The 26,315-nt window shown below is 72.1% G+C and carries 20 protein-coding genes, 1 tRNA gene, 1 pseudogene and 1 riboswitch; of the genes and pseudogenes, 3 read left to right on the top strand and 19 right to left on the bottom strand.

Annotated elements, in window-relative coordinates; all coding sequences use genetic code 11:
- Positions 1 to 110 precede the first annotated feature (110 nt).
- Positions 111 to 1,295, top strand: a complete 1,185-nt coding sequence (locus tag ACGFNU_RS31235; protein ID WP_392599388.1) for an argininosuccinate synthase-related protein — start codon at positions 111 to 113, stop codon at positions 1,293 to 1,295.
- 31 nt (positions 1,296 to 1,326) lie between these two features.
- On the opposite strand, the gene ACGFNU_RS31230 is transcribed toward ACGFNU_RS31235, so the two are convergent.
- From ACGFNU_RS31230 to ACGFNU_RS31185, 10 genes are read right to left on the bottom strand one after another with little or no spacing between them, the layout of a single operon-like run.
- Positions 1,327 to 2,358: a M20/M25/M40 family metallo-hydrolase gene (locus tag ACGFNU_RS31230; RefSeq protein ID WP_392599387.1), complete on the bottom strand. Its 1,032-nt coding sequence runs from the start codon at positions 2,356 to 2,358 to the stop codon at positions 1,327 to 1,329.
- Positions 2,355 to 3,158: a [LysW]-aminoadipate kinase gene (locus tag ACGFNU_RS31225; protein ID WP_392599386.1), complete on the bottom strand. Its 804-nt coding sequence runs from the start codon at positions 3,156 to 3,158 to the stop codon at positions 2,355 to 2,357. The genes ACGFNU_RS31230 and ACGFNU_RS31225 overlap by 4 nt, the downstream gene beginning before the upstream one ends.
- A complete protein-coding gene (gene argC / locus ACGFNU_RS31220; protein ID WP_392599385.1) occupies positions 3,155 to 4,171 on the bottom strand; it encodes an N-acetyl-gamma-glutamyl-phosphate reductase in 1,017 nt (338 codons plus the stop codon). Before argC ends, ACGFNU_RS31225 begins: the two co-directional genes overlap by 4 nt.
- The gene (gene lysX / locus ACGFNU_RS31215; protein ID WP_392599383.1) at positions 4,168 to 5,040 is read right to left on the bottom strand and encodes a lysine biosynthesis protein LysX; all 873 of its coding nucleotides are present in this window, start codon (positions 5,038 to 5,040) and stop codon (positions 4,168 to 4,170) included. The genes argC and lysX overlap by 4 nt, the downstream gene beginning before the upstream one ends.
- Positions 5,037 to 5,204 carry a lysine biosynthesis protein LysW gene (lysW, locus tag ACGFNU_RS31210; protein ID WP_392599382.1) on the bottom strand — a complete coding sequence of 56 codons (168 nt, stop codon included), beginning with the start codon at positions 5,202 to 5,204 and terminating at the stop codon, positions 5,037 to 5,039. Before lysW ends, lysX begins: the two co-directional genes overlap by 4 nt.
- Positions 5,179 to 6,168, bottom strand: a complete 990-nt coding sequence (locus ACGFNU_RS31205; protein WP_392599381.1) for a transketolase family protein — start codon at positions 6,166 to 6,168, stop codon at positions 5,179 to 5,181. The genes lysW and ACGFNU_RS31205 overlap by 26 nt, the downstream gene beginning before the upstream one ends.
- Positions 6,165 to 6,968, bottom strand: a complete 804-nt coding sequence (locus tag ACGFNU_RS31200; protein ID WP_392599380.1) for a transketolase — start codon at positions 6,966 to 6,968, stop codon at positions 6,165 to 6,167. Before ACGFNU_RS31200 ends, ACGFNU_RS31205 begins: the two co-directional genes overlap by 4 nt.
- On the bottom strand, positions 6,968 to 7,795 hold the full coding sequence (locus tag ACGFNU_RS31195; protein WP_392599378.1) for a family 3 encapsulin nanocompartment shell protein: 828 nt from the start codon (positions 7,793 to 7,795) through the stop codon (positions 6,968 to 6,970). The genes ACGFNU_RS31200 and ACGFNU_RS31195 overlap by 1 nt, the downstream gene beginning before the upstream one ends.
- A 2-nt stretch (positions 7,796 to 7,797) precedes the next feature.
- The gene (locus ACGFNU_RS31190) at positions 7,798 to 8,574 is read right to left on the bottom strand and encodes an SDR family NAD(P)-dependent oxidoreductase (RefSeq protein ID WP_392599376.1); all 777 of its coding nucleotides are present in this window, start codon (positions 8,572 to 8,574) and stop codon (positions 7,798 to 7,800) included.
- Position 8,575: 1 nt separating this feature from the next.
- Positions 8,576 to 9,469: a sulfotransferase gene (locus tag ACGFNU_RS31185; protein WP_392599375.1), complete on the bottom strand. Its 894-nt coding sequence runs from the start codon at positions 9,467 to 9,469 to the stop codon at positions 8,576 to 8,578.
- Positions 9,470 to 9,609: 140 nt separating this feature from the next.
- On the opposite strand from ACGFNU_RS31185, the gene ACGFNU_RS31180 reads away from it, so the two are divergent.
- Positions 9,610 to 11,307 (top strand): AMP-binding protein, encoded by a 1,698-nt coding sequence (locus ACGFNU_RS31180; protein ID WP_392599373.1) that lies wholly within the window; start codon positions 9,610 to 9,612, stop codon positions 11,305 to 11,307.
- Between the two features lie 65 nt (positions 11,308 to 11,372).
- Here the strand turns inward: ACGFNU_RS31180 and ACGFNU_RS31175 are convergent, their stop codons facing one another.
- The 6 genes and pseudogenes from ACGFNU_RS31175 to ACGFNU_RS31150 form a co-directional block, all read right to left on the bottom strand.
- On the bottom strand, positions 11,373 to 12,413 hold the full coding sequence (locus ACGFNU_RS31175; protein WP_392599371.1) for a ketoacyl-ACP synthase III family protein: 1,041 nt from the start codon (positions 12,411 to 12,413) through the stop codon (positions 11,373 to 11,375).
- A 175-nt stretch (positions 12,414 to 12,588) separates the two neighbouring features.
- Entirely contained in the window at positions 12,589 to 13,326 is a 738-nt protein-coding gene (locus ACGFNU_RS31170; RefSeq protein ID WP_392599369.1) for a hypothetical protein, read from the bottom strand.
- Between the two features lie 412 nt (positions 13,327 to 13,738).
- Entirely contained in the window at positions 13,739 to 14,107 is a 369-nt protein-coding gene (locus tag ACGFNU_RS31165; protein ID WP_392599368.1) for a hypothetical protein, read from the bottom strand.
- Positions 14,104 to 16,773 (bottom strand): SseB family protein, encoded by a 2,670-nt coding sequence (locus ACGFNU_RS31160; protein WP_392599749.1) that lies wholly within the window; start codon positions 16,771 to 16,773, stop codon positions 14,104 to 14,106. Before ACGFNU_RS31160 ends, ACGFNU_RS31165 begins: the two co-directional genes overlap by 4 nt.
- A 2,160-nt stretch (positions 16,774 to 18,933) precedes the next feature.
- A pseudogene (locus ACGFNU_RS31155) lies at positions 18,934 to 19,263 on the bottom strand (SseB family protein); the annotation flags it as partial.
- 204 nt (positions 19,264 to 19,467) lie between these two features.
- Positions 19,468 to 20,850 (bottom strand): aminotransferase class V-fold PLP-dependent enzyme, encoded by a 1,383-nt coding sequence (locus ACGFNU_RS31150; protein ID WP_392599367.1) that lies wholly within the window; start codon positions 20,848 to 20,850, stop codon positions 19,468 to 19,470.
- A 47-nt stretch (positions 20,851 to 20,897) separates the two neighbouring features.
- Positions 20,898 to 21,013, bottom strand: a riboswitch (SAM riboswitch).
- A gap of 52 nt (positions 21,014 to 21,065) precedes the next feature.
- Here ACGFNU_RS31150 and ACGFNU_RS31145 point away from each other — a divergent pair.
- On the top strand, positions 21,066 to 21,491 hold the full coding sequence (locus tag ACGFNU_RS31145) for a hypothetical protein (RefSeq protein ID WP_392599365.1): 426 nt from the start codon (positions 21,066 to 21,068) through the stop codon (positions 21,489 to 21,491).
- A gap of 45 nt (positions 21,492 to 21,536) precedes the next feature.
- Here the strand turns inward: ACGFNU_RS31145 and ACGFNU_RS31140 are convergent, their stop codons facing one another.
- From ACGFNU_RS31140 to ACGFNU_RS31130, 3 genes are all read right to left on the bottom strand, one after another.
- Positions 21,537 to 23,585, bottom strand: coding sequence for a transglycosylase domain-containing protein (locus tag ACGFNU_RS31140; RefSeq protein WP_392599363.1), 2,049 nt, complete (start codon positions 23,583 to 23,585; stop codon positions 21,537 to 21,539).
- Positions 23,586 to 24,559: 974 nt separating this feature from the next.
- Positions 24,560 to 25,867, bottom strand: a complete 1,308-nt coding sequence (locus ACGFNU_RS31135; protein WP_392599361.1) for an FKBP-type peptidyl-prolyl cis-trans isomerase — start codon at positions 25,865 to 25,867, stop codon at positions 24,560 to 24,562.
- Positions 25,868 to 26,114: 247 nt separating this feature from the next.
- Positions 26,115 to 26,188: transfer RNA gene (locus ACGFNU_RS31130), tRNA-Arg, on the bottom strand.
- Between the last annotated feature and the right edge of the window lie 127 nt (positions 26,189 to 26,315).

Genomic DNA, 26,315 nt, shown 5'->3' with positions numbered 1-26,315 from the left:
CAAGATGGTAACGGAAGATCATCAGGTGCCTGAGCGGGCGTTCGCCGCCGTATCTTCAAGATCAACGAGGTCTGGAATGGTATTGGCGTGGCCCGCTCCGGAGGTTTGATGTGTGGACCAAGAAATGCGTCCGCGAATTCGACCACATTGACGGGGTGGCCCGAAACGGCGGGCGGGTCGTGACGCTCTTCAGTGGCGGGCTCGACAGTTTCTATCTGCTGTGGCGGCTCAGTCGATATCCCGACCTTGAGGTGTACGCGCTGTCGGTGGGGCTGGGCGGCGACGCCGAGTACGACGACAGCGCCGGCGGGGTGGCGCGGCTCGGGGCCCGGCACGTGCTGGCCGATCGGGCGGCGGTCTTCGCCGACGAGTTCGTCGCGCCCGCCATCGCCGCGCAGGCGTCCTATCTCGGAATACATCCCGTCAGTTCCTCGCTGAGCCGCCCGCTGCTCGCGCGCGCGGCGGTGGAACTCGCCGGAGAGGTCGGCGCGGACGTGGTGCTGCACACCGCGAACCGGTCACAGAACAGCCTGCGACGGTTGAACACCTCGATCGCCGCGCTCGGCTTCGACGGGCACTTCGGCAGCCCGTACGAACTCGACGCGATCAGCCGTGACGAAAAGCAGGCAGCGTTGAAGAAAGCCGGGTTTCCGGATTTCGCCAACCGCTCGCACAGCGGGGATTCCAATCTGTGGTGCCGGGAGTTCGAATCCGGGCTCTTGGACGACCCCGAATGGTTTCCGGTACCCGACGACCTTTACATCTGGACGGCCGCCGTGCCGCCGGAGCGCCCGGCGAAGGTCGTGATCGACTTCGAGGGCGGCCGGCCGGTGGCCCTGGACGGCGAGCGCGCGGAGCTGCGCGAGCTGATCGGGGCCCTCAACCTCCGGGCCGGCCGCTATGGCCTCGGCCGCTACTCGGGCCTGGAGCACATCGACAGCGGCGAGAAGGTCCTGGAGGTGCGGGAGATGCCCGCCGCCTGCCTGCTGCTGCACGCCTACCGGCAACTGGAGAGCGCCACCGTGCCCGCCGAGACGATGCGGGAGAAGCTGTCGCTGGAGCAGTCGTGGACACGGGAGGCGCTGGAGGGACGCTGGTTCGGCTCCCTGCGGGTGGCCGCCCAGGCGTTCGTCATGAGCGTCGCCGAGCGGGTGACCGGCCGGATCACCTACCGGCTCGACCGGACCGGGATGACGGTGCTGGCGGTGGAGGCCCGCGACGCCCTCTACATCCGCGACCGCGACGCGTGGGAACGTGACACGGCCCGGTCGGCCTTCCACTTCTCCACGGCCTGACCTTCATGAGCTGATCTCGCAGGCCTGACCCTCACAGGGACGTGCTGAGCTCGTGGAGGGCCGCGGTCAGCACGTCGATGCCGCGGAGATACTCGGCGATCTCGATGTGCTCGTCCTCGCCGTGGTCCAGCGAGCTGTCGCCTGGACCGTACGCGGCCATCGGCACGCTCCAGGTCTCCGACACCGTGTTCATGTCGGACGTGCCGGTCTTGAGGGTGGGGCGCGGGGTCCCGCCGCAGCGCCGGATGGCCGCCGAGATCCCGCGGACCACCGGGTCGGAGCGCGTGGTCCGGGCCGCGGCCACGTGCCGGACGACGGTCAGCTCGCCCCCGTTCAGCCGCTCGCCGAGCCGTGCGGCGAAGGCGTCCACGTCGAAGCCCACCGGGATCCGGCAGTCGATGTCGAGGCGGGCCTCGACGAGGTCGCCGCGGACCCCGCGCAGCGTCGCGGCCGGGAGGTCGAACGCCCCGTGGTCGCGCTCCGGGCCGAGGGCCGCGAGCAGCTCCTCCCAGAACGCCATCGCGACCTCGCTCGCCTTGGCGGCGGGATTGGTGGAGTGCGTCGAGGGACGGGTCACCCGGTACTCGATGTCGATCTTGCCCTTGTAGCCGAGCACGACCCGCGACCAGCCGCTCGGCTCGCCGATGACCAGGGCGTCCGGCGCCGGCAGCGTGCGCGCGATGTGGTGGCCGCCGCGCGAGAGCCGTTCCTCCTCGACCGCGCCGATGACCCGGACCGTGCCGGGGAACGACGGCAGCGCCGCCGCCGCACTGATCATCGCTGCGAGCGGTCCCTTGGCGTCGACGGCGCCCCGGCCGTGCAGCCGCCCGTCCGCGCGGCGGACGGGGAGCGGCAGGTCGACGGTGTCGAGATGGCTGAGGAACATGACGGTCGGCCCGTCGCCCGTCCCGATGTCGCCGATCACGTTGCCGGCCTCGTCCCGGTGCGCGGCGAAGCCGATCTCGTTCAGGCGTTTGTCGAGGAACCGTGCGAGCTCGTCCTCGTCCCCCGACGGCGAGGGGATGGCCAGCATCTCGTGCAGCAGCCGCACCGGGTCTCTCACATGACCTCCAGAGTCGTGCCGGCTCCGTCCAGGGCCGCGCTGACGGGTCGCGGGACCCGCCCGTCGGAGACCGTCACCCGCGGGACGCCCGCGAGCAGGGCCTCGCGGGCGGCGATGAGCTTGCGATGCATGCCGCCGCTCGCCGCGTGGGGCATGGCGCCTTCGCGGGGGAGCGGGCAGCGGCGGATCAGGCTGGTCTCGTCGGACGCGTCGCGCAGCACGCCCGGCGCGGCGGTGAGCAGGATCAAATGGTCCGCCCCGAGGGCGGCGGCCACGGCGGCGGCGGCCCGGTCGGCGTCCACGTTGACGGGCGCGCCGTCCGCGCCGGTCGCGGGCGGCGAGACGACCGGGACGATCCCGGCGTCGAGCAGGACGCGCAGGACCTCGGCCCGCACGCCGGTGATGCGGCCGCTGAGATCGTCGCGGACGATCACGGTGCGCCCGTCCTGGACATGGCGCTGGGCCGGCTTGCGCCGCGCCTGGATCAGCCCGGCGTCCAGACCGGTCAGGCCGACCGCCCGCACGCCCTGCGCGGCCAGGGCCCGCAGCAGCCGCGGCTTGGCCCGCCCGGTCATGGCGAGCGTGACGACGTCCAGCATGGCCGTGTCGGTGTGGCGGCTGGTCACGCCGCTGGGGGAGACGAGGGTGCGAGGGCGCACGCCGAGCTCCCCGGCGAGCTTGGCGATCTCGGGGGCGCCACCGTGCACGAGCACGACGGGCCCGCCGAGGGCGGCCAGGTCCGCGCACACCGGTTCGGCGGCGATCTCCCCGCCGCACTTCACCACCGTGACGCCCGTCACAGCGGATGCAGGCCCGGAAACTCCAGGCCCATGGTCTCGGGGAGTCCCCTCCGGATGTTGAGGCACTGCACCGCGGCGCCCGACCCGCCCTTCATGAGGTTGTCCAGCGCGGCGATCGCGGTGATCCGGTCGCCGTCGGCGGCGAACCCGACGTCGCAGTAGTTGGAGCCGAGCAGGATCCTGGGATCGGGCAGCCGGTGCGAGCCCCGGCGGTGCGCCACGATCCGGACGAACGGCTCCTTCGCGTAGTGCTCCCGGTAGGCGCGCCTCAGGGCCTTCTCGTCCAGCTCGTCCAGTGATGCGGTCGCGTGACACACCACCTGGACGCCGCGCACCGCCTCGACCCCGGTGGCGGTCATCCGGACGTTCAGGCCGGTCAGCCGCGCCACCTCGGCCTCGTGGCGATGCCGTACCGGGGCGAACACGCGCATCGCGCCGCTCCGTTCGGCGTGCAGGTTGGAGTCGCCGGCGGTGGCGCCCGAGCCGCTCGACCCGGTGCGGGCGTCGATCTGGACGTCCGGGCCGATGAGGCCGGCGAGCGGGGCGAGCGCGAGGATCGCGGCCGTGGCCATGCAGCCCGGCACGCTGATCAGGTCCGCCATGGCCAGCTCGTCGCGGAACAGCTCGGGACAGCCGGGCACGAAGCGGCCGAGCAGGTCCGGGGCGGTGTGCGTCACGCCGTAGTGGCGCTCGTACGCCGTGGTGTCGGGCAGCCGGAAGTCCCCGGACAGGTCGATGACCTGCTGGGCCCGGCTCATCACCGTGGGCAGCAGGTCCATCGTGGCCCGGTGCGGGGTGGCGAGCAGCAGCACGTCGCAGTCGGCCAGATCGTCGATGGAGCTGAACGTGAGATCGGTCTGGGCCCGCAGGTTGGGGTGGACGCCGTCGACGCGCTTACCGGGGAACCGCGTGGAGATCGCCTGGCCGACCGTCACCTGGGGATGCCCGATCAGCAGCCGCAGCAGCTCCCCGCCGAGGTAACCGGCGGCGCCGATGACGCTCGCCGTGATCACGACGCCTCCCGGACCCGGCCCGCGGCCAGCGCGTGGTCGATGATCGCATCGGCCACGTCGATGGCGTGGTCGTGCGCGAGCTGGAAGGCCTGGAACTCGACGGTGTGATTGACCTCCAGCACCAGCAGGCCGTCGGGCCCCTCGATGAGGTCGACGCCGAGCACCCCGCCCCCGACCGCACGCGCGGCGGCGCGAGCCAGCCCGGCCAGCTCGGCGGTGACCGGGCACGGCTCCGAACGTCCGCCCAGGGCGGCGTTGGTACGCCAGCCGTCGCCGTAGCGGTACGTCGCGCCGATCACCTCGTCCCCGGCCACGAGCACCCGGATGTCGCGGCCGGGCTTGCCGACGAACTCCTGCAGGTAGGCGATGTGCTGCTGCGGAGACGGCAGGGCGGCGCGGTGCTCCAGCACGGTCTCCGCCGTCGCGCGGTCGGGCGCCACCGCCGCCAGCCGGCCCCACGAGCCGGCCAGCGGTTTGATCACGACCGGGAAGCCCAGCCTCTCGGCGGCGTCGGCCCCCGACTCCGGCGTGAGGGCCACGGTGGTGCGCGGGGTGGGCAGCCCGGCACGTTCCAAGGCCAGCGAGGTGCGCAGCTTGTCGCCGCAGACGGTGATCACGTCGGCCCGGTTGACCGTCGGCACCCCCCGCGCCTCCATCAGCAGCGACGCGTACAGGCCGCGGCTGAGCGAGATCTCGCGGTTGAGCGCCACCGCGGGCTCCGGTGCGTCCGCGCGGGTCTTGCCGCTCACCTCGGCGATCAACCGGCGGGTGTCGACCTGGGAGTAGGGGACGCGGCGGCGCTCCAGGGCCGCGAAGATCTGCTTCTCCTCGAACCGCACCCGGGAGCACAGCACGGCCAGCGAGGTCACTCGCCCCAGTCCTCCTCGATCTCGGGGGCGAGGGCGAGCGCCACCGGATCGAGCTGGACGACCTCCAACTCGGTGGAGCAGTCGGGGCACTCGGCTATCTCGCTGAGCCGTACGGGTTCGGCCAGCGCGACGGCGCCTTCACACTCGGGACAGGTCTGGGTCATCCGTGCCACCTCCATGGGCTCCGGTGATCAGGTTGAGGGCCGCCGCGACGACCGCCTCCTCGGTGATGCCGTGGGAGCGGAGCAGGTCGGTCTGCCCGCCCGCGACGGGGGCGAACGTGTCGGGCATGCCGATGCGGGTGACGCGGGCGGGCGCGTGCTCGGCCAGCGTCTCGGCCACGGCGCCGCCGAGCCCGCCGGCCCGCCAGTGCTCCTCCACCGTGACGACCCCGGCGGTGCCCGCGGCCGCCGCCGTGACGGCGTCCACGTCGAGGGGCCGGAGCGTGTGCAGGTTGAGGACGGTCGCCCGCACGCCGTGGACCGCCAGCCGTTCCCCGGCCGCCAGCGCGGCCAGCACCGGGTACGGGCCGCAGGCGATGATCGCGACGTCCGCGCCGGAGCGCAGCCACTGGGCCCTGCCGATCTCGATCGGCTCGCGGCCCAGGGCCGGGGTGGGCTTGCGGCCGAGCCGGATGTAGGCGGGGCCTGGCAGGTCCACGCTCTGCCGGACGGCGTCGCGCGCCTGCTCGGCGTCGGCCGGGACGACGACGGTGAAGCCGGGCAGCATCCGCATGATGGCCAGGTCTTCCAGCGCGTGGTGGGTCGGCCCGAGATGCCCGGCGGCCAGGCCGCCGTGGGTGGCCACGATCCGGACCGGGAGCGCGTTGTAGGCGATATCGATCTTGATGGCCTCCAGCGCCCGGGTCGCGGCGAACGTGGCCATGGTGTTGACGAACGGAATCTTCCCGCTGGCCGCCAGGCCCGCCGAGGTCCCCATCAGGTTCTGCTCGGCGATGCCGAGGTTGACGTACCGGCCTGCGGCGGCGCCGAAGTCGACCCCGGCGAACAGCCCGGTGTCGCTGTCCAGGCAGTACAGCCGCTCGTCAGCGAGCATGAGCCCGGCCAGCAAGTCACGGTAGACCTCCCGCGCCGACCGCGACTTCCCAGCGACGGCACCGTCACTCATGGCGCTGCTCTCTTGTGGCGGGCGCGCAGTACTGCGAGTGCTCGGCGGTGCTGGGTGTCCCGCAGTGTCGCGTAGTGGCTCTTCACCGTGCCTTCGAGGGAGGGCAGTCCGTGTCCCTTCACGGTGTCGGCGAGGACCACGACCGGGCGGCCGGTCTCCGGGCCGGTGAGGGCCTCGCGCAGGGCGGCGAAGTCATGGCCGTCCACCTCGCGTACGGACCATCCGAAGCTGCGCCAGCGGTCGGCGAGCGGCTCCAGCCTGATCGTGTCCTCGGTGGTGCCGGTGAGCTGGAGGCGGTTGCGGTCGACGACGGCGGTCAGGTTGTCCAGGCCCAGGCTGCTGGAGGCCATCGCCGCCTCCCACACCGAGCCCTCCTGCAGTTCGCCGTCGCCCATGACGGCGAAGCACCTGCGACCGCGGTCGGCGAGCGCGAAGCCGTTGGCCAGGGCGAGCCCATGGCCGAGCGATCCGGTCGGCATCTCCACGCCGGGCACGCTCCGGATCGGATGGCCCATCAGCCTGCTGCCCGGCCGGGCGTACGAGCCGAGCTCCTCGACCGGGAAGAACCCGCGTTCGGCCAGCACGGAGTAGAGGCAGATGGCGCCGTGGCCCTTGCTGAGGATGAGGACGTCACGTCCGGGCGCGTCCGGGCGTGCCGGGTCGATCCGCAGCACCTCGAAGTACAGCAGGCTGAGGATCTCCACCAGCGACATCGACCCGCCGAGGTGGCCGCCCTCGGGGCCCGCGCACATGTCGACGATGTGCTCGCGCACCCGGTGGGCGGTCGTCCGCAGGTCCATCAGCGGGCCCCCGGCAGGGCGGCGAACACGAAGTGGCCCGGCAGGTGCACGGCCAGCCCCTCGCGGATCTCGGCGACCAGCGTGTCCCCGTCCAGCCGGATCGTCGAGGCGCGCCGGTCCAGCAGGGTCGCGGCGGCGGTGAAGTCGCCGACGAGCGCGGTCCCGGCCGGCACCATGCGGGTGCGGCTGACCTTGACGCCCTGCACGGCCAGGCGTTCCAGGAAGGCGCCGTCGTTCACCAGCGGCCACCAGTCGTCGGGGTGCATGACGATCCCGTCGGCCGACCCGCCGTACCACTCGCACAGCGCCGCCGTGGCCAGCAACGTCTCCGCCGTCCCGCCGGCGGCCTCGCGCCGGCGCAGCCCGGGGGTGCGCAGCAGCCCGCGGATCTCGTCGGTGCCGTTCAGCAGCACGTCGTTCTCGGCCGTGCCGAGCCGGACGAGCAGCCGGAAGTCGACGAACGCGGCGAGCGCGGCCGGGTCGGCGAGGATCTCGGGCGGCACCCGCACCGCGGCGCGGATCGTCTGGACGCGGGCGACCTCCGAGCCGACCTCGAACTCCCACTCGGGCGCCGCGTCGTCGGGGGCGACGTTCGTGGCGCGCTCGGTGAAGACGGTGACCTCGTCCGCGTCGACGACGGCCTTGCGGAGCAGATGCCGGACGGTGAACCGGGGACGGCGCTTGGCGGGCGGGAACAGGTCGCTGATGGCGGCGCGCAGCTCCACCACGGCCTTCGGGCCGTTCCTGGCGTGGGCGAGCGCGAACTCCTCTCCCGGGCTGCGCCGTGTCAGCTCGGGATCGTCGAGCAGCATGGAGACCTCGGACATGATCACGTCCCTAGGGAGCGGCCGCCGTCGACGACCTGGACGGTTCCGGTGATGAAGCCGGCGTGGGCGCTGAGCAGGAAGGCCCCGGCGGCCGCGACCTCGTCCGGCCGCGCCATCCGGCCCAGCGGGATGCCGGCGTCCACCGCGAGGCGGCGCAGCTCCGCCTCGACGTCGTCGCCGGTGACGTCGTTCAGCAGCGCATCCGTGGCGGTGTAGCCGGGGGCGAGCACGTTCACGGTGATGTCGCCCGCTCCCAGCTCGTGGACGAGCGTCTTGGCGTAGCCGACCAGGCCGGAGCGGGCGATGCCGGACAGCGCGTACTTCGGGATGAGCTGGCGGACGGTCTCGCTGGTGATCATCAGCACCCGGCCCCAGCCCGCCGCCCGCAGATGCGGCACCGCGGCCTGCACCAGCCCGATGTGGGAGAGCATGCTCAGTTCGAGTGCGGCGCGGTAGCCGTCGAGGTCGAAGTCGCCGGTCGGACCGGCCGGCGGGCCGCCCGCGTTGGTCACCAGGATGTTCAGGGCGCCGTGTTCGGCGGCCGTCTCGTCGACCCAGGCGCGGGCGGCGGCGGTGTCGAGGATGTCGAGCCGTTTCGTGATGACCGTGCCGCCGGGTTCCGCGCTGAGCTCGTCCTCGGCGGCCTTCAGCCGGACGGGGTCGCGGCCGGCGATCGACACGGTCGCGCCTTCGCGGACCAGCGCGCGGGCGATCGCCAGGCCGATGCCCGCCGAGCCGCCCGCGACGAGCGCGACCTTGCCGCCGAGTCCCAGATCCACGTCAGCCCCTCATCTCGTAGCCGTACCGGTGCAGGAGCGGCGATGCCACCAGCGTCGCCGTGGCGCGCTGGGCGCGCGGCAGCCCGGTGTGCCATCTGCGGTCCTCGTCGATGGGCGTGCGGCCGCGTTCGAACCTGTTGGGATTGCCGGTGACGGTGTGGTTGCCGCCGAGCTCGACCGTCCCGTTCGCTGCGACGGGGTTGGGCCCCTCGTGCCCGATCAGGTCGAGGATCCGGCCGACGGCCGCCCGCGGGCTCCGCACCAGGTCCTCGTACCGCAGGTGGACCGAGCCGGCCCGGTTCGCGCGCCCGACCGCCTCGGCCGCGAGGTTGAACCCGGCCCAGAGGAGGGTGCTGTTGAGCGCGGAGCGGCGTCCGGTGTACGCCTTGGGCTGCATCCACGACCAGGCGACCGCGCGCGGATCACGGATCAGGTGGACGTGCGCGGGCCGGATCTGCGGGAAGCCGGACAGGAGCGCGGCGTCGGAGGCGTACTTGGAGCTGTCCACGATGACGCTCGCGCCGGAGACCTCGGCGATGGCGCGGTAGGTCGCGTCGAGCGTGGCGGGCCAGGGGTTGCGCGGCGGCCGTCGCAGCACGCTCCAGGTGTGCCGGGTGCGGCAGGCGCCCTGCCAGGCGACGACGTCGGCCGCGTGATCGGCCAGCGAACGCCCGGCCGGGCGGGCCGCCTCCAGCACCGCGGACCAGAACGGGCACTCGACATGGCCGAGGCCGCAGCCGCAGCGCCCGTTGCTGCCCGTCCCGAGGACGCCGTTCTTCCAGAGAAAGCGCAGCTCACCGACGTGGACGACGCCGGCCGCCTCGGCCAGCACGTTGCCGAGCACCGTGCTGCCGCTGCGGCACCAGCCGGTGATGTACAGCACCGTCAAAGGCATGGACGACTCCCGGGATCACCGGAGCGAGTTGATCACGAGCGATCAAAGCATGATCTTGCTCCCAGCGGAACCGTCCGGATAAGAAGATCACGAACAAAGATCAAATCCGGCGTTCGAGGCGATCCAGACGGAGGCACGGGATGTCCGAGGAGTACCGGCGGCGCGGCTGGTGGCGGGACGAGACCTTCCTCGGCGACCTGCGGCGGCACACGCGGGAACATCCCGGCAAGGCCGCCGTCGTCGCCCGCCGGATCGGCTCGGGGCACACCCGCACGCTCGACTACGCCGAGCTCAGCCTGCTGACCGACCGCTGCGCCGGCGCTTTGATCGAGCTGGGCCTGCGCCCCGGCGATACCGTCGCCGTCCAGCTCACCAACGGCTGGGAACTGACCGTGCTCGCGCTCGGCTGCCTGCGCGCCGGGGCACAGATCTGCCCGCTCCTCCCGGTCTACCGGGAGCGGGAGCTGGCGGCCTATCTCGGTTTGACGGAGGCCCGGGTCTTCATCACGCTCGCCGAGTTCGGCGGCGAGGCGCTGGGCGAGCTCGGCCTGCGGCTCGCCGCTGAACTGCCGTCACTGGAGCACGTCGTGGTGTCGGGCGAGGAGAGGCCGGAGGGTGCCAGCGAGAGGCCGGGGGATGCCGGCGAGAGGCCGGAGGGTGCCTGCGGGAGGCCGGAGGGTGCTCGCGACCTGCATGAGTTCTTCTTCGAGACCCCGTGGGAGGAGACGCATGCGGTGCGCCTCGACGGCCGGGAGCTCGGCCCGGACGAGCCGTACCTGACCCTCTTCACCTCGGGCACCACCGGCGAGCCCAAGGGTGTGCTGCACAGCCAGAACACCCTCTACGCGCCGATCCGCGGCGAGGCCGGGGTCTTCGGCCTGGACGGCACGGACGCGGTGACCATGGCCGCCTCGTACACCCACTACACCGGGTTCGTGCGCGGCATGCTACTGCCGCTCTCGCTCGGCGGCACCGCGGTCTTCCAGGACTCCACGGACGGCGCGGCCATGGCGGACCTGCTGGCCGAGCACAAGGTCACCTACCTGTACGCCCCGCCGCACTTCCTGCGGCCGCTGGTGGACGCCCAGCGCGCCGGGCCGCGCGACCTCACCGCCCTGCGCTGGGTGGTCGGCGGGTCCGCGCCGATCCCGGCGGCGCTCGTCCAGGACGCCGGCGAGGTGTTCGGACGGCGGCTGTTCTCCCTGTGGGGCATGTCCGAGAACGGCGCGGTCACCATCAGCCGTCCGGACGACCCGGTGGACTGGGCGGCGCACAGCGACGGCAGTCCGATCTCCGACATGGAGTTCCGCATCGATCCGTTCCCCGGGCGGCAGGAGGAGGCCGGCGTGCTGTGGGTGCGGGGTCCGACCCAGTGCCTGGGCTACCTGCGGCGAGAGGAGCTGTACGCGTCGTTCTGCGACGAGGACGGCTGGTTCGACACCGGTGACCTGGCCCGCCACGACGGGCGCGGCGGCATCCGCATCACCGGCCGTACCAAGGACACCGTCTTCCGGAACGGGTTCTTCGTGCCGGCGACCGAGATGGAGGAGATCCTCGTCCGGCATCCCGGTGTCGAGGAGGCGGCGGTGATCGGGCTGCCGGTGCTCGGCGGTACCGACCAGATGATCTGCGCGGTCGTCCGTCCCGCCGCGGTCGAGGGCGGCGGCGGCCGCGATGGCGGCGGCGGCATCAGCTTGGAGGAGGCGCGGGCGCTGCTGCGCGATGCCGGGATGTCGGCGTTCTTCTGGCCGGAACGCCTCGAACTCGTCGACGACCTCCCGAGGGCGGCGGCCACCGGGAAAGTGCGCAAGGTGGAGCTCCGGGAACGGTTCGCCTGAGCGGTGTTCAGCCCGCCGGACGGAGGTTCGGGCCGCGAGCGGAGGTTCGGGCCGCAGACGGAGGTTCAGGCCGCCCACTCGGGGCGGGCGGTCAGTTCGACGACGGCGCACGTCCAGCTGAACCCCGCCCCGATCCCGATGAGCATGACCCGGTCGCCCGCGTCCGCCTGCCCGGTCTCGACCAGATGGGTCAGGCCTGTGAGCTGGTCGGCGGCGCCGACATGCCCGGTGCGGCGGCCCCAGTCCCATGTGGTGCTCGCGAGGTCCAGGCCGAGCGGCTCGGCGTACCGGGTCCGCAGGACGTGGAGGCCCACGTTGGGGAAGATGAACCGCTTCACGTCGCCGAGCTTCAACCCGGCCTCGTCCAGGACCCTGTCCACCACCTCGGTGAGGCCCGCGGTGGTCCGCTCGGCGACCTTGGCCGCCTCAGCGTCCCCGGCGGTCTCGGCGGCGAAGGCCGCGCGGCGGGCGCGGACGTCGACCGGGCGGCCCGGCGCGGTGGCGAACGGCTCGTCGCCGCGGTACATGCCCTCCAGCCCGGTGTCGACGACGGTCGAGACGGCGAGCAGCCGCGCGAAGCCGGTCCGGGCGAGCACCACCGAGGCCGCCCCGTCGCCGTACACGATGCCGCGGACGTCGCCGCGCCACCGGTCGAACCCGGGGTCGCCGAGCCGGTCGGCGGTGGTGACCAGCGCCGACCGCCGGGACGGGACCGCGAGCAGGTACGAGGCGGCCAGCTCGATCGCGCCGAGGGCTCCGTTGCACATCTGCTGGACGTCCAGCGCGGGCGCGAACCGGCCGCCGCCGAGCACGTGCCGATGGATGTAGGAGGCGGCCGGCCAGAAGCCGATCCCCTGGAACCACGCCGAGGCGTGCAGGACGAGGGCGACGTCCGCGGCCGGGATGCCCGACCGTTCCAGCGCGAGCCGCGCCGCCCCGACGGCCATCTCCGGCGGTGACTCGCCGTCGGCGACGGTGATGGAGGCGTACTCGTTGGCCTCCTGCTCCGCGGCGTCGTACCGCCCGCCGGCGATGGCCTCGCCGACCTCGACCGCGGCGGGAAGCCGGTGGGCGAGCCCGGCGATGAACAGATCGTCGCAACGCATGCGGACCCCTCGGGGGACGGTGACAGGAGCCGGTTCGCATCCTATGTTGATCTTCGTCGCGTCGCGTCGCGTCGCGTCGCGTCGCGGCGCGGCGCGTCGCGGCGACGGCGGACGCGAAGCTCACCGCCGTCACCCTGCGGCGCGCCGGTCGTCGTGCCTTGATGCTCTGCGCGGATTACTTGCCGAAGACGCCTCGGCGCGGGCGGCGGTGGTCGCCCTTGGGGCGGATCGGCGCGGCGGCCGGGCCGGTGCGGCGGCGGCCCAGGCGAAGCTGGGTCAGCAGCAGCGAGAACGCGACCATCAGCGCGGCCAGCCAGGCCACCTGCGTGCTCGCCATCCGCTCGAACGTGAGGTCCTGAGCGACCGGACGTTCGTTGCCACGGAGGCGGCTGTTGGGAGCCGGTGCCGTGGCCGCGGCCACCGAGGGGGACGGCTGCGCGATCTGCGGGAGCGCCACCTGCGGGCTCTGGGTGCTCGGGTTGAACGTGCTGTTCGGGCTCGGCGGCACGTACGGGGTGTTGTTGCCGCCGGAACTGCTCCCGTTGCCGGAGCTGCCGCCGTTCGAGCCCGAGCTGCCGCCCGAGCCCGTGCCGCTCTTCCCGCTCTTGCCGTCGGACGGCCCCTCACCGGAGTCCGGTTTGAGCGGCGGCTTCTTCTCCTTCACGACGTACGTGACCTTGGCGGAGTCCTTGACCGTGCCGATGTCCTTGCCGCGCACCTTGACGGTGAGCGTCACGAACGTGGTCTTGTCGAGGTCCTTGGGGAGCTTCACGTAGGAGACGAGAGCCTTGTTGGGCTCCTCGACGCCGACGGCCCCGAACTTGCAGCGAGGACCGGTGAACGGACTCGGGCAGTCACCGGACAGCGTGGGCTTGGCCTTGGCGGGCCTGGAACTGGTCGCCGTGATGCTCACGACCTTGACGTCCGACGCGTCGGCGTCATCGACGTTGATGAGCGTGATGAGCTTGACCCTGGTGCCCGGCTTCGTTTCGACGGTCCCCGGATCGATGTCGACCTTGAGAACAGGTTTCGGTTTCGGAACCTCAGGAACCGGCGGGGTGTCCTTGGGAGGCTCGGGCTCGGCCGGTGTGGAGGGTGAGCTCGAGGTCGACGTACCGGCCTTCGGTGAAGGGGTGTCTGCCCACGCAGGTATACCGCCGGCAGCGACCAGTGCCGCCGTGCTGAGTCCTACGAAGATCGGTTTGCCTGCCGATCGGGAGAGCACAGCCCCCGCACCTCCGTCGTGTCATCGTTGACCGGTCGTCACCGAAGCAATGCGAACACGGATCTAATGATCAATCAACCCCAAGCCGGGTGAATTTCGATCAGATGAGCTCTTCGCGGAGATCCTCGATCTCGGTGCGCGGCGCCCACGTCTGCCAGACCCCGTGGTCGACGCGGTCCAAGCCCATCCGGGCCGCCGCCGGAGCGCGTCCACCCGCGTACTCCACCCGCAGCCAGCCCTCGTGCTCGCCGACGATGACGAAGCGTTCGCCCTGCCACGAACAGGTGGTGCGGATGTAGCGGAGCTCCTCGACCTCGTGGGCGGGCACGATGCGCCGGTAACGGCCGGGCCGGATCTCCTCGAACCCGTCGGTCGTCTGGTCCGCGTACAGCCGGATGTCGCCGTCCGCGCCCGGCGCGGCCTCGAACTCCCGGCCCAGCCAGCGGGCCACGTAGCCGTCGCGGATCACTGCGTCGCCTCCGAACGGTCCGTGCCGCCGGCCGCTTCCTCCTGCGGGCGCAACCACGCGAGCCGGTCAGGGTCGTACATCGCCACGAACCGCTCCGACCGGTCCGTCCCGAGGTAGTACATCTCAGCCCCATACGGCAGCCGGACGCTGTCGACCTTGTATTCGCGGATGGATCCCGCGCTGCCCGGCGCGAACCCGCCGCCCTGGAACGGCGGCCGCTCGATCACCCAGCCCGCGTCGCCCCAGGCCTCCAGGTCGTCCTCGGTCTGGCCCCCGAACGGGATCCGGTACAGCGCGCCGCAGTACGCGGGCCAGCGGATCACGTAGACGCCGTCGTCGCCCAGGTCGAACGGGGACTCCTCGTAGAGCAGCCCCAGCGCCTCGTACAGCTGGACGGGCGTCTGCAAGTCCGCGACGTCAGAGGTCGGATGGACGAAGCCGCCCACGCGGTCGTAGCCCTGCTCCAGGTACCAGCCCACATGGCTGTGCGGCACGACCTTCTGCATGACCGTCGGCTGCGAGGAGAGCTCGGCCTCCGGCGTCGGCATCGGCGGACGTGTGCGGTACGGCTGCGCCGGGGCCGCCGTCGCCTCGAACGGCTCGGGCTCGGGATCACGCAGGGTCTGCGGCGGCTCGTACGCGGGCTCGGCCCCGGCCTCACGCTGCGGCGCCGGCGGCACAGGCGCGTCGGGCCGTGGCTGGACGAGCCCGACCCGCACCGCCCACTCGCTCAGCGCCTGCACCTGGTCGCCGCGCAACGACGCGCCGATCCGCGTGCCGGGGTTGAGCAGCATGGCCCATTCGGCGCGCGGCCAGGACCCGATCAGCTCACGGAAGTCGGCGTACACGAACCGCGACTCCGGCAGCACCTCGCGCAGCCGGACGAGCGACGTGAAGACCTGCACCGCCGACGGCTCGCGCAGCGCCGCCTCCCAGCGGAACTCCTGCTGGATCGGCGTCACCTCCAGCGCCGCGTCCTGCGGGATCGGCACGAGAACGTTGGCGGCCAGCAGCACCCGCAGGAACGCGTCGGAGTCACCGGCGAGCGCGGCCTCGTAGAGCTCCTGGTCGATCCGGTTACCCGGCTCGAACTCCTGCTCCTGCGCCCGGGCGCCCGTTGGCTGCGCGGTGGTGTGACCCGCCTGCGCGTCCGCAGGCTGACGAGCGGCGGCATAGCTCTCCTGCGCGTCCGCAGGCGGCTGCGAGGAGGCGAGACCAGGTTCTGCGTCGGCAGGCGGCCGCACGGAGGCGTGGCCAGCTTGCACATCTGCAGCCTGCTGCGCGGCAGCCTGGCTCTCTCGCGCGTCCGCAGGCTGCTGCGAGGAGACGCGACCAGCGTGTGCGTCCGCAGGCGGCTGCGCGGAGGCGCGGCCAGGTTGCACATCTGCAGGCTGCTGAGAGGGGGCGCGACCAGCCTGTGCGTCCGCAGGCGGCTGCGTGGAGGCGTGGCCAGGTGGTGCATCTGCGGGCGGCTGCGCGGCCACGTCGTCCCGCTGCGGGTCTGCCCGTTGCGCATCGTTCGGTCGGCCAGGCACATCACTCGGCTGCGCTGCGACGTCGTCTGGCGCACCAGGCGCCACCCTTGCCGCGCCTTCGGGACCCATCGGCTGCGCGGCCACATCGTTCGGCTGGTCAGCCGATGGCCGCACCGTGGAGTCCACCGCGTCCGCCGGTTGTGCCGTGGCGGGAGGCGTCGCGCCGCGCTGCGGCCGGAGGGGGGACGGCTGGCCCGCGGTGGGCTTCGCCTCGGCAGGCCGGTCGCTCGTCGCCGCCGCACGGGGCGGACCGCTGAGGGCACGGACCTGCTCGCCGGGCATGGTGGCGTCGATCGGCGTACCGGGATCGATGACGAGCGTCCACTCGGTGTCCGGCCAGGCGGACACCATTTCGAGCAGGCTCGGCATCACGAACCGGGACGACCCGATCGCCTCGTTCATCCACTTGAGCGAGGTGAAGACCTGGATCGAGGCCTGACCGTGCACCGGCACCGGCTGCCACGGGAACTCGGGGTCGCCGGGCGAGATGCCCCAGGGGGTGTCCGCCTGCGCGGGCACCAGGACCTGCGCGCCCAGCAAGATCTTGAAGAAGGCGTCGGTGTCGCGGCGCATGGCGGTCTCGAAGAGCCGCTGCTCCACGTCGTTCTGGGGCTCGAAGTGTTCCGCGAGACGCCGTGCCGCGCGTTCGTCCGCCCACTTGGCCAGGCCCGGCAGCTGCGCCGCGTGGATCGTGCCGCCCGCCGGCGAGCCGGAGTTGATCGCCAGCGCCCAGCCCGCGTCCGGCCAGTAGCGCATGGCGACGGTGAACGGCAGCCGGATCGAGTCGGTGCCGGTCCCCGCGGCCGCGGCGGCCTCGACGAGGCGTTCGGGGGAGGTGAACATCGGCACGAACGGCGAGCCGTCGATGTCGCCGGCCCGCCAGGGGAAGCCGGGCCGTCCGGGCCGCAGCGTGTAGTCCATGTCCTCGGGAACGGGCAGCAGCACGTCGGCGTCCGCCAGTGTCTGCAGGAAGAGATCGTGATCGTTCTGCGCCGCGGCGCGGAGCAGATCCCTCTCCACCTCGTTGGCGGGCCGGAACTCGGGCCGCCGCTCCTGGCGCGGAAGATCCTTGTGCTGGTCCTGAAGCTCTTCCCACGGCCCGTCATCCGTCGCAGCCGGAGGATCGACCAACGTCTCGTCGGGCGACGGACCACGCCGCTTGGCGGCACCCCCAATCGGTGCGACCAGGGCGTCCGACCCAGCACCGCCGGGCACCACCCGCTCACTCGAACCCTGCTTACCGGCCCCAGCCGCGCCACCAGCCGTCCCCGAACCAGAAGCCGCGCCTGGGCCAGAAGCCGCGCCTGAGCCGGATGTTGCGCCTGGGCCGGACGTGCCTGGACTGGACGCCGCGCTTGAGCCGGACGCCGAGCCCGGACCGGACGTGCCTGGACCGGACGTCGTGCCCGGGCTGGACGCCGCGCTTGAGCCGGACGCCGTGCCTGGACCGGACGTCGTGCCTGGACCGGATGTCGTGCCCGAGCCAGACGTAGTTCCAGGTGTGGGCGTGGCGCTGGTGCCGGGTGCTGCGTCCGGAATGGGCGTTCCGCCTGGCGTCGAGGTCGTGCCCGGAGCGGACGTTGCGCCTGGCAAGGACGTCGTGCCTGAAGCGAACGTCGCGTTCGGATCGGACGCCGCGCCTGGCGTTGATGCCGCGCCCGGGCCAGTCGCCGAGCCTGGCAAGGACGTCGTGCCTGGAGCGGACTCCGCGCCTGGGATAGGCATTCCGCCTGGCGTGGGCGTCGCGCCCGGCAAAGACGCCGCGTTCGGGTCGGACGCTGCGCCTGGGACGGGCGTCGTTCCAGGTGTGGGCGTCGCGCTGGTGCCGGGCGTTGTACCCGGAATAGGCGTTCCGCCTGGCGTCGACGTTGCCCCTGGAGCGGACGTCGCGCCCGAAGGCGGCGTCGCGCTCGGGCCCGGCGTTGCGCCTGGCGCTGGCGTCCTGCCTGGAGCAGGTGTCGCGTCCGGTGTCGGCGTCCTGCCCGGAGCAGGTGTTGCACTCGGGCTGGACGTTGCACCGGGGATAGGCGCTCCGCCTGGCGTGGCCGTCGAGCCCGACGTTGGGGTTGCGCCTGATGTGGGAGATACGTCCGGGCTGGACGTCCCTCCAAGCGTGGAGCCTGGGGGAGGTGTTGAACCATGAGGAGCCGCGCCTGGGGTGGACGTGGTGCCAGGCAGAGGCGCAGAGCCGCCGAACTGGGCATCGCGTGTATGCGTGTCGGGCTTAGGCGTCGCGCCGCGAACGAGCGCATCCGAAGCGGAAGCCGCGGCGGAGCCGGGGGCCGAGTCACGCCCGGGCGCCGAGGTGGGCGCGCCACCAGGTGTGGCGCCGGGAGCGGATGGGCCTGGGCTCGCCGGGCTGGTGCCGGGGGGTACGTCTGGAGAGGGCACCGCTGAGGCAGGTGTTGCGCCTGCGGTGGGTGTACCTGGGCCAGGCGTTGAGCCGATGCCCGGCATCGAGCCAGGAGTGAGCGCCTCCGAGATGGGCGTGCCGCCGGAAGCGGGCGCTTGACCGGGATCGGCCGTCGCGCCGTGGCCAGCCGCCGTACCAGGGCTGGGCATTGGACCATGCCCGGGCGTAGCGCCGGGGGCGGGCGTCGCGCCCGCAACAGGCGCGCCTGGACTTGGCGTCGCGCCCGCAACAGGCGCGCCTGGGCCTGGCGTTGCACCGGGGGTAGAGGCGCCCGGCCCTGGCGTTGCGCCGGGAGTAGAGGTGGCTGGGCCTGGCGTTGCGCCGGGAACCAGGGCATTCGGGCCGGGAGTCGGGGTGCCTGGACTTGGCGTTGCGCCGGGAGCGGGGATGCCTGGGCCGGGCGGCGCGCCGGGGGCGTCTGGGCCAATCGTTGGGGCGGGAGTCGAGGCGCCCGGGACGCCGGGGGTGGGGGCGTCCGAGCCGGGGGACGGGTCGGCGCGGTGGGCTCCGCGGGAGGCGCTTCTGCGGCCGGTGCTGGGCGCCGGGCCGGACTCCGCCGCCGCTCCGGCCACGGGGGTTCCTGGGGCGGGCGGCGGTGCTGCGTGTGCGCCTCGGGACGGCGCGGGCGATCCCGGAGGGGCGTTGCGTGAGGGGTCGCTGAGGGCGGGCAGGTCGGTGACCGTGGTGTCGGGGGAGGGCTGCTGCGGGGCGGGCGCGGCGGCCGGGGTGCGGCCGATCTGCGGTGGCTTGGTGTCGCCCTCGGCGAGCTGCTTGATGAACCATGCGGGCAGCCGGCCCTCGATCGGCAGCGGGAGGGCGAGCCGGGCGCCGTGGGCGGGGGCGTCGACCGCCAGCCACCAGCGCGGGTCGGGCCAGGTCTCGGCGAGGTCGGTGAACTTGAGCTTCAGGAAATGCTGGTACGCCGGTCCGAGGCAGACCCGCATGGCCGCGGCGGAGGTGTAGACGAGAACGTGAACGCGCCCGTCCTCCTCCTGCGTCGGCCAGGTCGGCTGGACCTCGTTGGCGAGCACGTCGTCCATCAGGTCCGGTGGTACGGGGATCACCAGCTCGCTCTCGGCGAGCACCCGGAAGTACGTCTCCTGGTCTCCGGCGCGCACCGCCTCGTGCAGCCGGCGCTCGAGCTCAGACGTGGGTCGCCACGCGTCGGCCACGGTCGCCACCCCCTGTTCCTTGCCGCGCTGTCTCATGCCGTCCGCCCCTGTCCCCCGCCCGCCTGCGAGCCCCCTGCGGGACCCCGGCGGGCAAGGCACGGACCCCGACTACGCTACATGGGCGAACAGGACCAAAGCGTCCTATCGGCGGGTCGCCGGTCGAGACCGGGCCACCCGGACGAGGCCGGGCCGCCCGGCGAACGGACCTCCGGCCGGAGGCTCGGACACGGGTGCCGGCGGTCAGCCGCGCGGCGTCCCGGCCAGCCGCCCGAGGGCGGTCAGCAGCCGGTCGACATGCTCGTCGGTGGTGCCGACGCCGAAGCTCGCGCGCACCGCCGAGGTCTGCCCACCCCCGCATCCGCCCTCGCCCGCGCCGCCACCGGCCTCCAGCGACGCCTCGGGAGCGCCCAGGAGGTGGTGCACGAACGGGTGAGCGCAGAACTTCCCGTCCCGGACGCCGATGCCGTAATCACCTGACAGGGTAAGCGCCACGTCGCGCGCGTTCCAGCCGTCCACCACGAAGGACACGATTCCAACCCTCTCGCTACGGCCGCCCCAGAGCGTGAGTTCGCGCACACCGGGGATCGCGGCGAGTCCCTTCCGGACGCGGGCGAGGAGCCGCTCCTCGTGCGTCTTCAGAACGTCCCAGCCGGTGCCGGCGAGCGCCTCGCAGGCCGCGGCGAGCGCGATGACGCCGAGGACGTTGGGGGTGCCCGCCTCGTGTCGCTGTTCGGGGCTGGTGGACCACTGGGTGGTCTCGCCGCCGTCCCGGACCGCCGCGCTGGCGCCGCCGCCCTTGAGGTACGGCTGGGCGGCGCGCAGCCAGTCGGCCCGGCCCGCGAGCACTCCGGCACCGAACGGCGCGTACAACTTGTGGCCGGAGAAGGCCACATAGTCGAGGCCGAGGGCGCTCATGTCGAGCGGGCGGTGCGGGACCAGCTGCGCGGCGTCGACGGCGATCCGGGCGCCGTGGCGCCGCGCCACGTTCGCCAGTTCGGCGATCGGCCACAACTCGCCGGTCACGTTGGAGGCCGCCGTGACGACCAGCAGCCACGGGCCCGCCGGGGCCTCGGCCAGCGCGCGGTCGGCGGCGGAGATCGCTTCGACCGGACTGGCGGGCGCCGGAAGCCGCACGGCGCGCTTCCACGGCAGCAGGGTGGCGTGGTGCTCGGTCTCGAAGACGACGACGGTGGTGCCGGCCGGGACGGCGTGGGCGAGCAGGTTCATCGCGTCGGTGGTGTTGCGGGTGAAGACGACGGCGTCGCGTTCCCAGGCGCCGAGGAACGAACGCACGGTCTCGCGTGCCTTCTCGTACGCCTCGGTGGTGACCTGCGACGCGTACCCGGCGCCGCGGTGGACGCTGCTGTAGTAGGGCAGTGCGCGGTTGATCGCCTCGTGCACCGCCTCCAGACAGGGGGCGCTCGCGGCGTAGTCGAGGTTGGCGTAGCCGACGGTGCTTCCGTCGTTCAGCGGGACGGGCGCACCCGAGCCGACGACCTTGAGCGCGCCAAAAGCGCCGGTCGAGACGGCCGCCAAACCAGCGGAAGCGGCGGTGGCGGGGTTCGGGGTGCGCGTGGCCGGGACGGTGGTGCGGGGGGAGGGGGCAAGCGTGGCGGCGTGCATGGGTGCGACCTTTCAGGATCCAGGGACCCCTCAAGGTGGTTGACCGGGGCCCGCGCTTGCCGAACACGGTGTTGCGTTCGGCCAGGTCCTCACCCGGGGCACCCCATCGCGGACGAAGGGTTGCCGGCCAGCAAGCCGGGGCTTGACGCTGGCGCTCATGACCTAGTGCGGAAGTATATGCGGATACCGGCGGGGATCAAAGGGGAGGATGTGCGATGCGAGACGGGGCACAGGTGGCGACCGCCGACCTGACGCGGGCTTCGGGCGGGGTCATGGCCACCGCCAGGCTGGCGGCCGGAGCGGCTCTGCTCATGAGCGTGGGGGCGTGCGGAGTGCTGGGCGGCGGCGACAACACGAGCCAGGTCTGCACCGACACCAAGCAGGCTTACCAGCAGTACATCACGCAGGTGAAGGGCGCCTCGGCGGCGGATCCGGCCGTGTGGAAGCAGGCCACCGACCGGCTCGCGGGCCGGATCGACGGGCTCGGCAAGAAGGCTGAGAAGAAGGAGCTGAAGAAGGCGCTCGCCGATGAGGCGGCCCGGCTCCGTACGGCCGCGGCGAGCGTCGGAACGGGCGACGCGGCGCAGTTGAACGCCGCGATGGCCGGTACGCCGGAACGGATCGGCAACGCCTGTTCCTGAGAAAGGGAGCCCGGCCATGGTGGCCGGGCTCCCTTCCAGGCGTCCCTATGCGTTCGGGCGTTGCGGATTGCCGCCGTCACCGGGGTCGTCCGGGTTGCCGGGGTCGCCCGGATCACCCGGGTCTTCCGGCTCTGAGGGCTTGTGGCTCGGACGGCCGGACGGTGGCTTCGGGGTCTTCGAGCCGCCGCCCGGGTTCGGGGTCAGCGGGGGCCGCGACGGCGTCTCCGACGGCGGCGTGGAGGGCCGCTCGGTCGACCGTCCGCTCGGGCTGCCGTCGTAGCCGCCCGTGTAGGTCGACGGCTCCCCGAACTCCTTGATCTCGAAGTTCTTGATCGCCACCGCCTTGGACATGTACGAGTTCCAGATCTGCGCGGGCAACTGGCCGCCGTACACCGCGTACCCCGGGATCGACAGCGGCTTGTTGTCGCTCCGGAACATCGCCACCGACGTCGCCATCTGCGGGATGAACCCGTTGAACCAGATCGCCCGGCCGCCGTTCGTCGTGCCGGTCTTGCCCGCCACGTCACGTCCGTCCGACAACTGGGCGTTCGTGCCGGTGCCGCTCTGCACGGCCCTGGTCATCGCGTACGTGGCGTCGCGGGCGACCTGCTGGCTGAACGCGCGCTTGCCCTTCTCGGTGAAGTCCTTCTCGTCGCCCTTCTCGTCACTGACCGACTTCACCGTGTACGGCTGCCGGTAGACGCCCTCGGAGGCGAACGTCGAGTAGACCCCGGCCTGCTGGACCGGGTGCAGCGAGACCGTGCCCAGCGGGAACGACGGCGACTCCCGCTGCTCCTTGGTCATCTGGGACGCCGGGATGCCCATCTTCTCGGCCATCTTGGCGATCCTCTCGGTGCCGATGTCCTGGCCGAGGTTGACGTACGCCGTGTTGACCGAGTTCTGCGTCATGGTGACGAGGTTGATCGTGCCGAACTGGGCGTCGCTGTCGTTGTGCAGCGCCGTGCCGTTGAAGTACTGCGGCGAGCTGCCGTCGTACGACGTCGACAGGCTCTTGCCGTCGTCGAGCGCGGCCGCGAGCGCGATCGGCTTGAACCCCGACCCGGCCTGGGCGCGGTCCCAGAACGCGCTGCTGCCCGCCTCGTCCAGGTAGTCGCGGCCGCCGTAGAACGCCTCGACCTGGCCGGTCTTCGGATCGACCGACACCATCGCGGTGCGGATCTTCTTGCTCATCCCGTCGGGCGCGTTGGACGTCACCGCCTCCTTGGCGGCGTCCATGAGGTCATGGTCGAACGTCGTGGTGATCTTGAGCCCGCCGCGGTTGATCTGGTCCTCGGTGTAGCCGCGGCGCTCCAGGAGCTCCTTCTTGGCCACGTTGACCATGTAGCCCTTCTGGCCCTTGAGGACGTCGGTGATCTTCTGCTTGCGGGGCTGCGGGAACTTCATCTGCGCCACATCCGCGGCGGTGATGGCGTTGTCGCGCACCATGTTGCTGAGCACGGCGCGCCACCGCTGCTCGGCGGCCGGACGGCGCGTGGCGGTCGGGTTGCCGAACGGGGTCGGCTGCTGGATCGCCGCGGCCAGATAGGCGCCCTCGGCCGCCGTCAACTGGCTGACGTCCTTGTCGTAGTACGCCTTGGCGGCGGCCTGAATCCCGTACGCGTCGCGCCCGAAGTAGATCGTGTTGAGGTACTGCTCCAGGATCCAGTCCTTGTCCTTCTCCCGCCCGACCTTCAGGGAGACCATGATCTCCTTGAGCTTGCGGAAGACGGAGCGCTCGGTGCCGATCCCGCCGTAGTAGTTGCGGACCATCTGCTGCGTGATGGTCGAGCCGCCCTGGAGCTGCTCGCCGCTGACCGTCGACCAGAACGCGCGCACGGTGCCCGTGACCGAGACACCGGGATCGTCGTAGAAGCTGCGGTTCTCGGCCCCGATCACCGCGTCCCGGACGCTCTTGGGCACCTTGTCGAGATCGACCGCGTCCCGGTTGGTGCCGGTCTTGGCGATGAGCGTCTTGCCGTCGGCGTAGTAGAAGCTCGGCCCCTGCGCCACCGCGGACTCCTGCGGCGACGGCACCGGCGTGACGAGATACGCGATCGCGAACGCGACGACCCCGAAGCCGATCAGGCCCAGCACAGTGAAAGCGGCCCGCCGCGCATACCGAACCCGCCGACTGCGCTGCTTCTTAGGCCTACGCCCCCCACCGCCAGCGCCCTCCGCAGCAGCAGCGTCTGCGGTACCAGCACCACCCGCAGCACCCGTGCCTTCCGCAGCGAGGGCGGTGGTAGCGCCACCGGCAGCAGCCGCAATACCCGTGCTACCCGCGGCGTTCGTGCCACCTGCAGCGCCCGTGCGCTCCGCAGCGCCACCGCCAGCAGCGCCCGTGCTGCCTACAGTGCTCGTGCCATCCGCCGAACCCGCAGCGCTCGCGTTACTCCCAGCGTCTGCGGTGCCTGCGCTACCCGCAGTGCCTGCAGCACCTGTGCTTTCCGCGGCGAGGGCGGTGGTAGTGCCACCGGCAGCAGCCGCAGCGCGCGTGCTACCTGCGGCGTTTGCGTCCGTGCGCTCCGCGGCGCCAGTGCCATCCGCAGCGCTCGCGGCGGGAGCGGAATCCGCGGCGCTGGCGTCGTTCGCAGCGGCACCAGCCGCAGCGGCCGGGACGGCCGTGTCGTCCGTAGCGTTCGCGGCGGTGTTGGTGCTCTTCGCAGCGCCAATGCCGGCAGCGGCCGTGCCGTCTACGGCGGCCTTGCCCGCGGGCACCTCGCCGTCGATGGTCGCGATCGCGGCGCTGGCCGGCTCAGCCTCGGACGCGGCGTTTTGGGATTCGTCTGGTTTCACGTCGTCTTGCCCGGTGGGCTTGTCGCCTTCCGGGTCCGTACCACTACTGGTCACAAGCCCCCCGTGATTCTTTCGTTACCAACGATACCTGAGGGGATTCGTGGTTTCGGCTGATCACTGCACTCTCCCGTGACGTCCTTAGAGAGGACGATCGGCGTCCCGTCCCGGTTGTCGTGGCCCTCGTCACGCCCCGAACGGGAACTCCCTTACGGATCAGCCACAAAAGGAAGGCGGGACACCCATACGGGTGTCCCGCCTTCGGAAAGCGCGCGTTACTTGGGGAGCGTCCCGAGAATGTCGACCACGAACACCAGCGTGTCGGTGCCCTTGATGCCGGCCTGCTCGTTGCCCTTCGTCCCGTAGCCCTCCTTGGGCGGCAGGATGAGCAGCACGCGGCTGCCGACCTTGGCGCCGGTCAGGCCCTTGTCGAAGCCCGGCACGGTGCCGCCCGTGCCGATCGGGAACGAGGCGGGCTGGCCCTTGCTCCAGCTCTCGTCGAACGTCTTGCCGTCCCGCCAGAGCTTGCCCACGTACTGCACGATCGCGGTGTCGCCCTTGGCCAGGGCCGGGCCGCCGCCCTCGATCAGCGTCTTGACCTCGAGCTTGCCCGGCGCGTCGGCCTTCGGCACGGTGATCTTCGGGCCCTTGCCGGGCTCGCCCGCCTCGACCTTGGGCAGGTTCTTGTCGTCGAGCTTCTTCTCGGTGCCCTTGGCCTCGGCGTTCTTGGGGATCGACGCCATGACGTCCACCACGAAGACCACGGAGTCCTTGTTGGTGAGGCCCATCTGCGAGCCCTGCTCACCGAACCCGTCCGCCGGCGGCAGCTGCAGCACCAGCCGGCTGCCCGCCGAGTGCCCGACCAGACCCTTGTCGAGCCCCTTGACCTGGGTCTTGCCGACCGTCATCGGCATGACCTGCTGGCCGCCCTGCTGCTCGTACGACGAATTCAGCTTCTTGCTGGTGCTCTCGTCGGACTTGCTGCCGGAGGCCTTGGACCACTGGTAGAACGCGAACTTCACGTAGGCGATGTCACCGTTCGCCAGCTTGGGCCCGGACCCCGCGATCGCCTCGGTCACCTTGAACTTGTTGTCCGGCACGAGGTCCTTGGGGATGTCGACCTTCGGCGCGGTGCCGAGCTTGCCGCTCACCTTGATCTCCGGCCCGGGCCGGGTCACGTAGAACGCCGTGGCGCCCGCGATGGCCACCAGCCCGACGATCACCGCCGCCACCGTCGCCTGCTTGCGCTTCTTGGCCTGCGCAGCGGTCAACCCGGACGGCCGCGGCCCGCTGCCGCGCCCGGCGCTGATCCCGTGCGGCGTGAACTCCGGGCTCCGGATGTTCTTGGCCTGCGGCAGCTTGGCCGCCCCCGCCGCCGGCGCCTTGATCTTGATGGACGGCTTCCCGGAAGGCTTCTTCTCAGCCCCGCCCTCGGCCTCAGCGGTCGTCTCGTCCGCGGCCTCGGCCTCGCCCTCGGCCGTCGTCTCGTCCGCGGCCTCGCCGCTCGACTCGTCCTTCAGCTCGTCCGCTGCCGAGTCGTCTTTGCCCGTCGGCTCACCCTTGGGCTTGTCATCCTCGGCCATGTGTCCTCACTCGATCCGGGTTCACGAAACGTCCACCCTGCCAGCCGACCCCTAAGGTGGCCGTGAAATCAGGGCAAAGACAATCGGCTGCAATCTACCGGCCAACCGGCGGCCAAGGACAAGCCGATCCGGCGGAGCGAGACCGACCTGTCACCCATCCACCACGCCCTGCCGGGGCGAGGCGAAGCCCCGTGCCCGATGGCCGCCCGGGCCTGCAAGATCATCCGCGTCCGGGGGTGATCGTAAGCGCGCCGGGCAGGATTCGAACCCGCGACCGTCGGATTAGAAGTCCGATGCTCTATCCAGCTGAGCTACCGGCGCTTGTTGAGCCCTGAGTGTAGAGCGCGGCCGATGGTCTTCGCACTGTCGTATCTGCGTGGCGATGCCGTTACGCCTGGTGGCGGGCGGTGATCACGATCAGGCGGGGGCAGCGCTTATCGTTGGGGAC

Origin of the sequence: Spirillospora sp. NPDC048911 (genome assembly GCF_043198015.1) — a bacterium.
Classification (GTDB): Bacteria; Actinomycetota; Actinomycetes; order Streptosporangiales; family Streptosporangiaceae; genus Spirillospora.
This window is presented reverse-complemented; position numbering and strand designations above follow the sequence as displayed.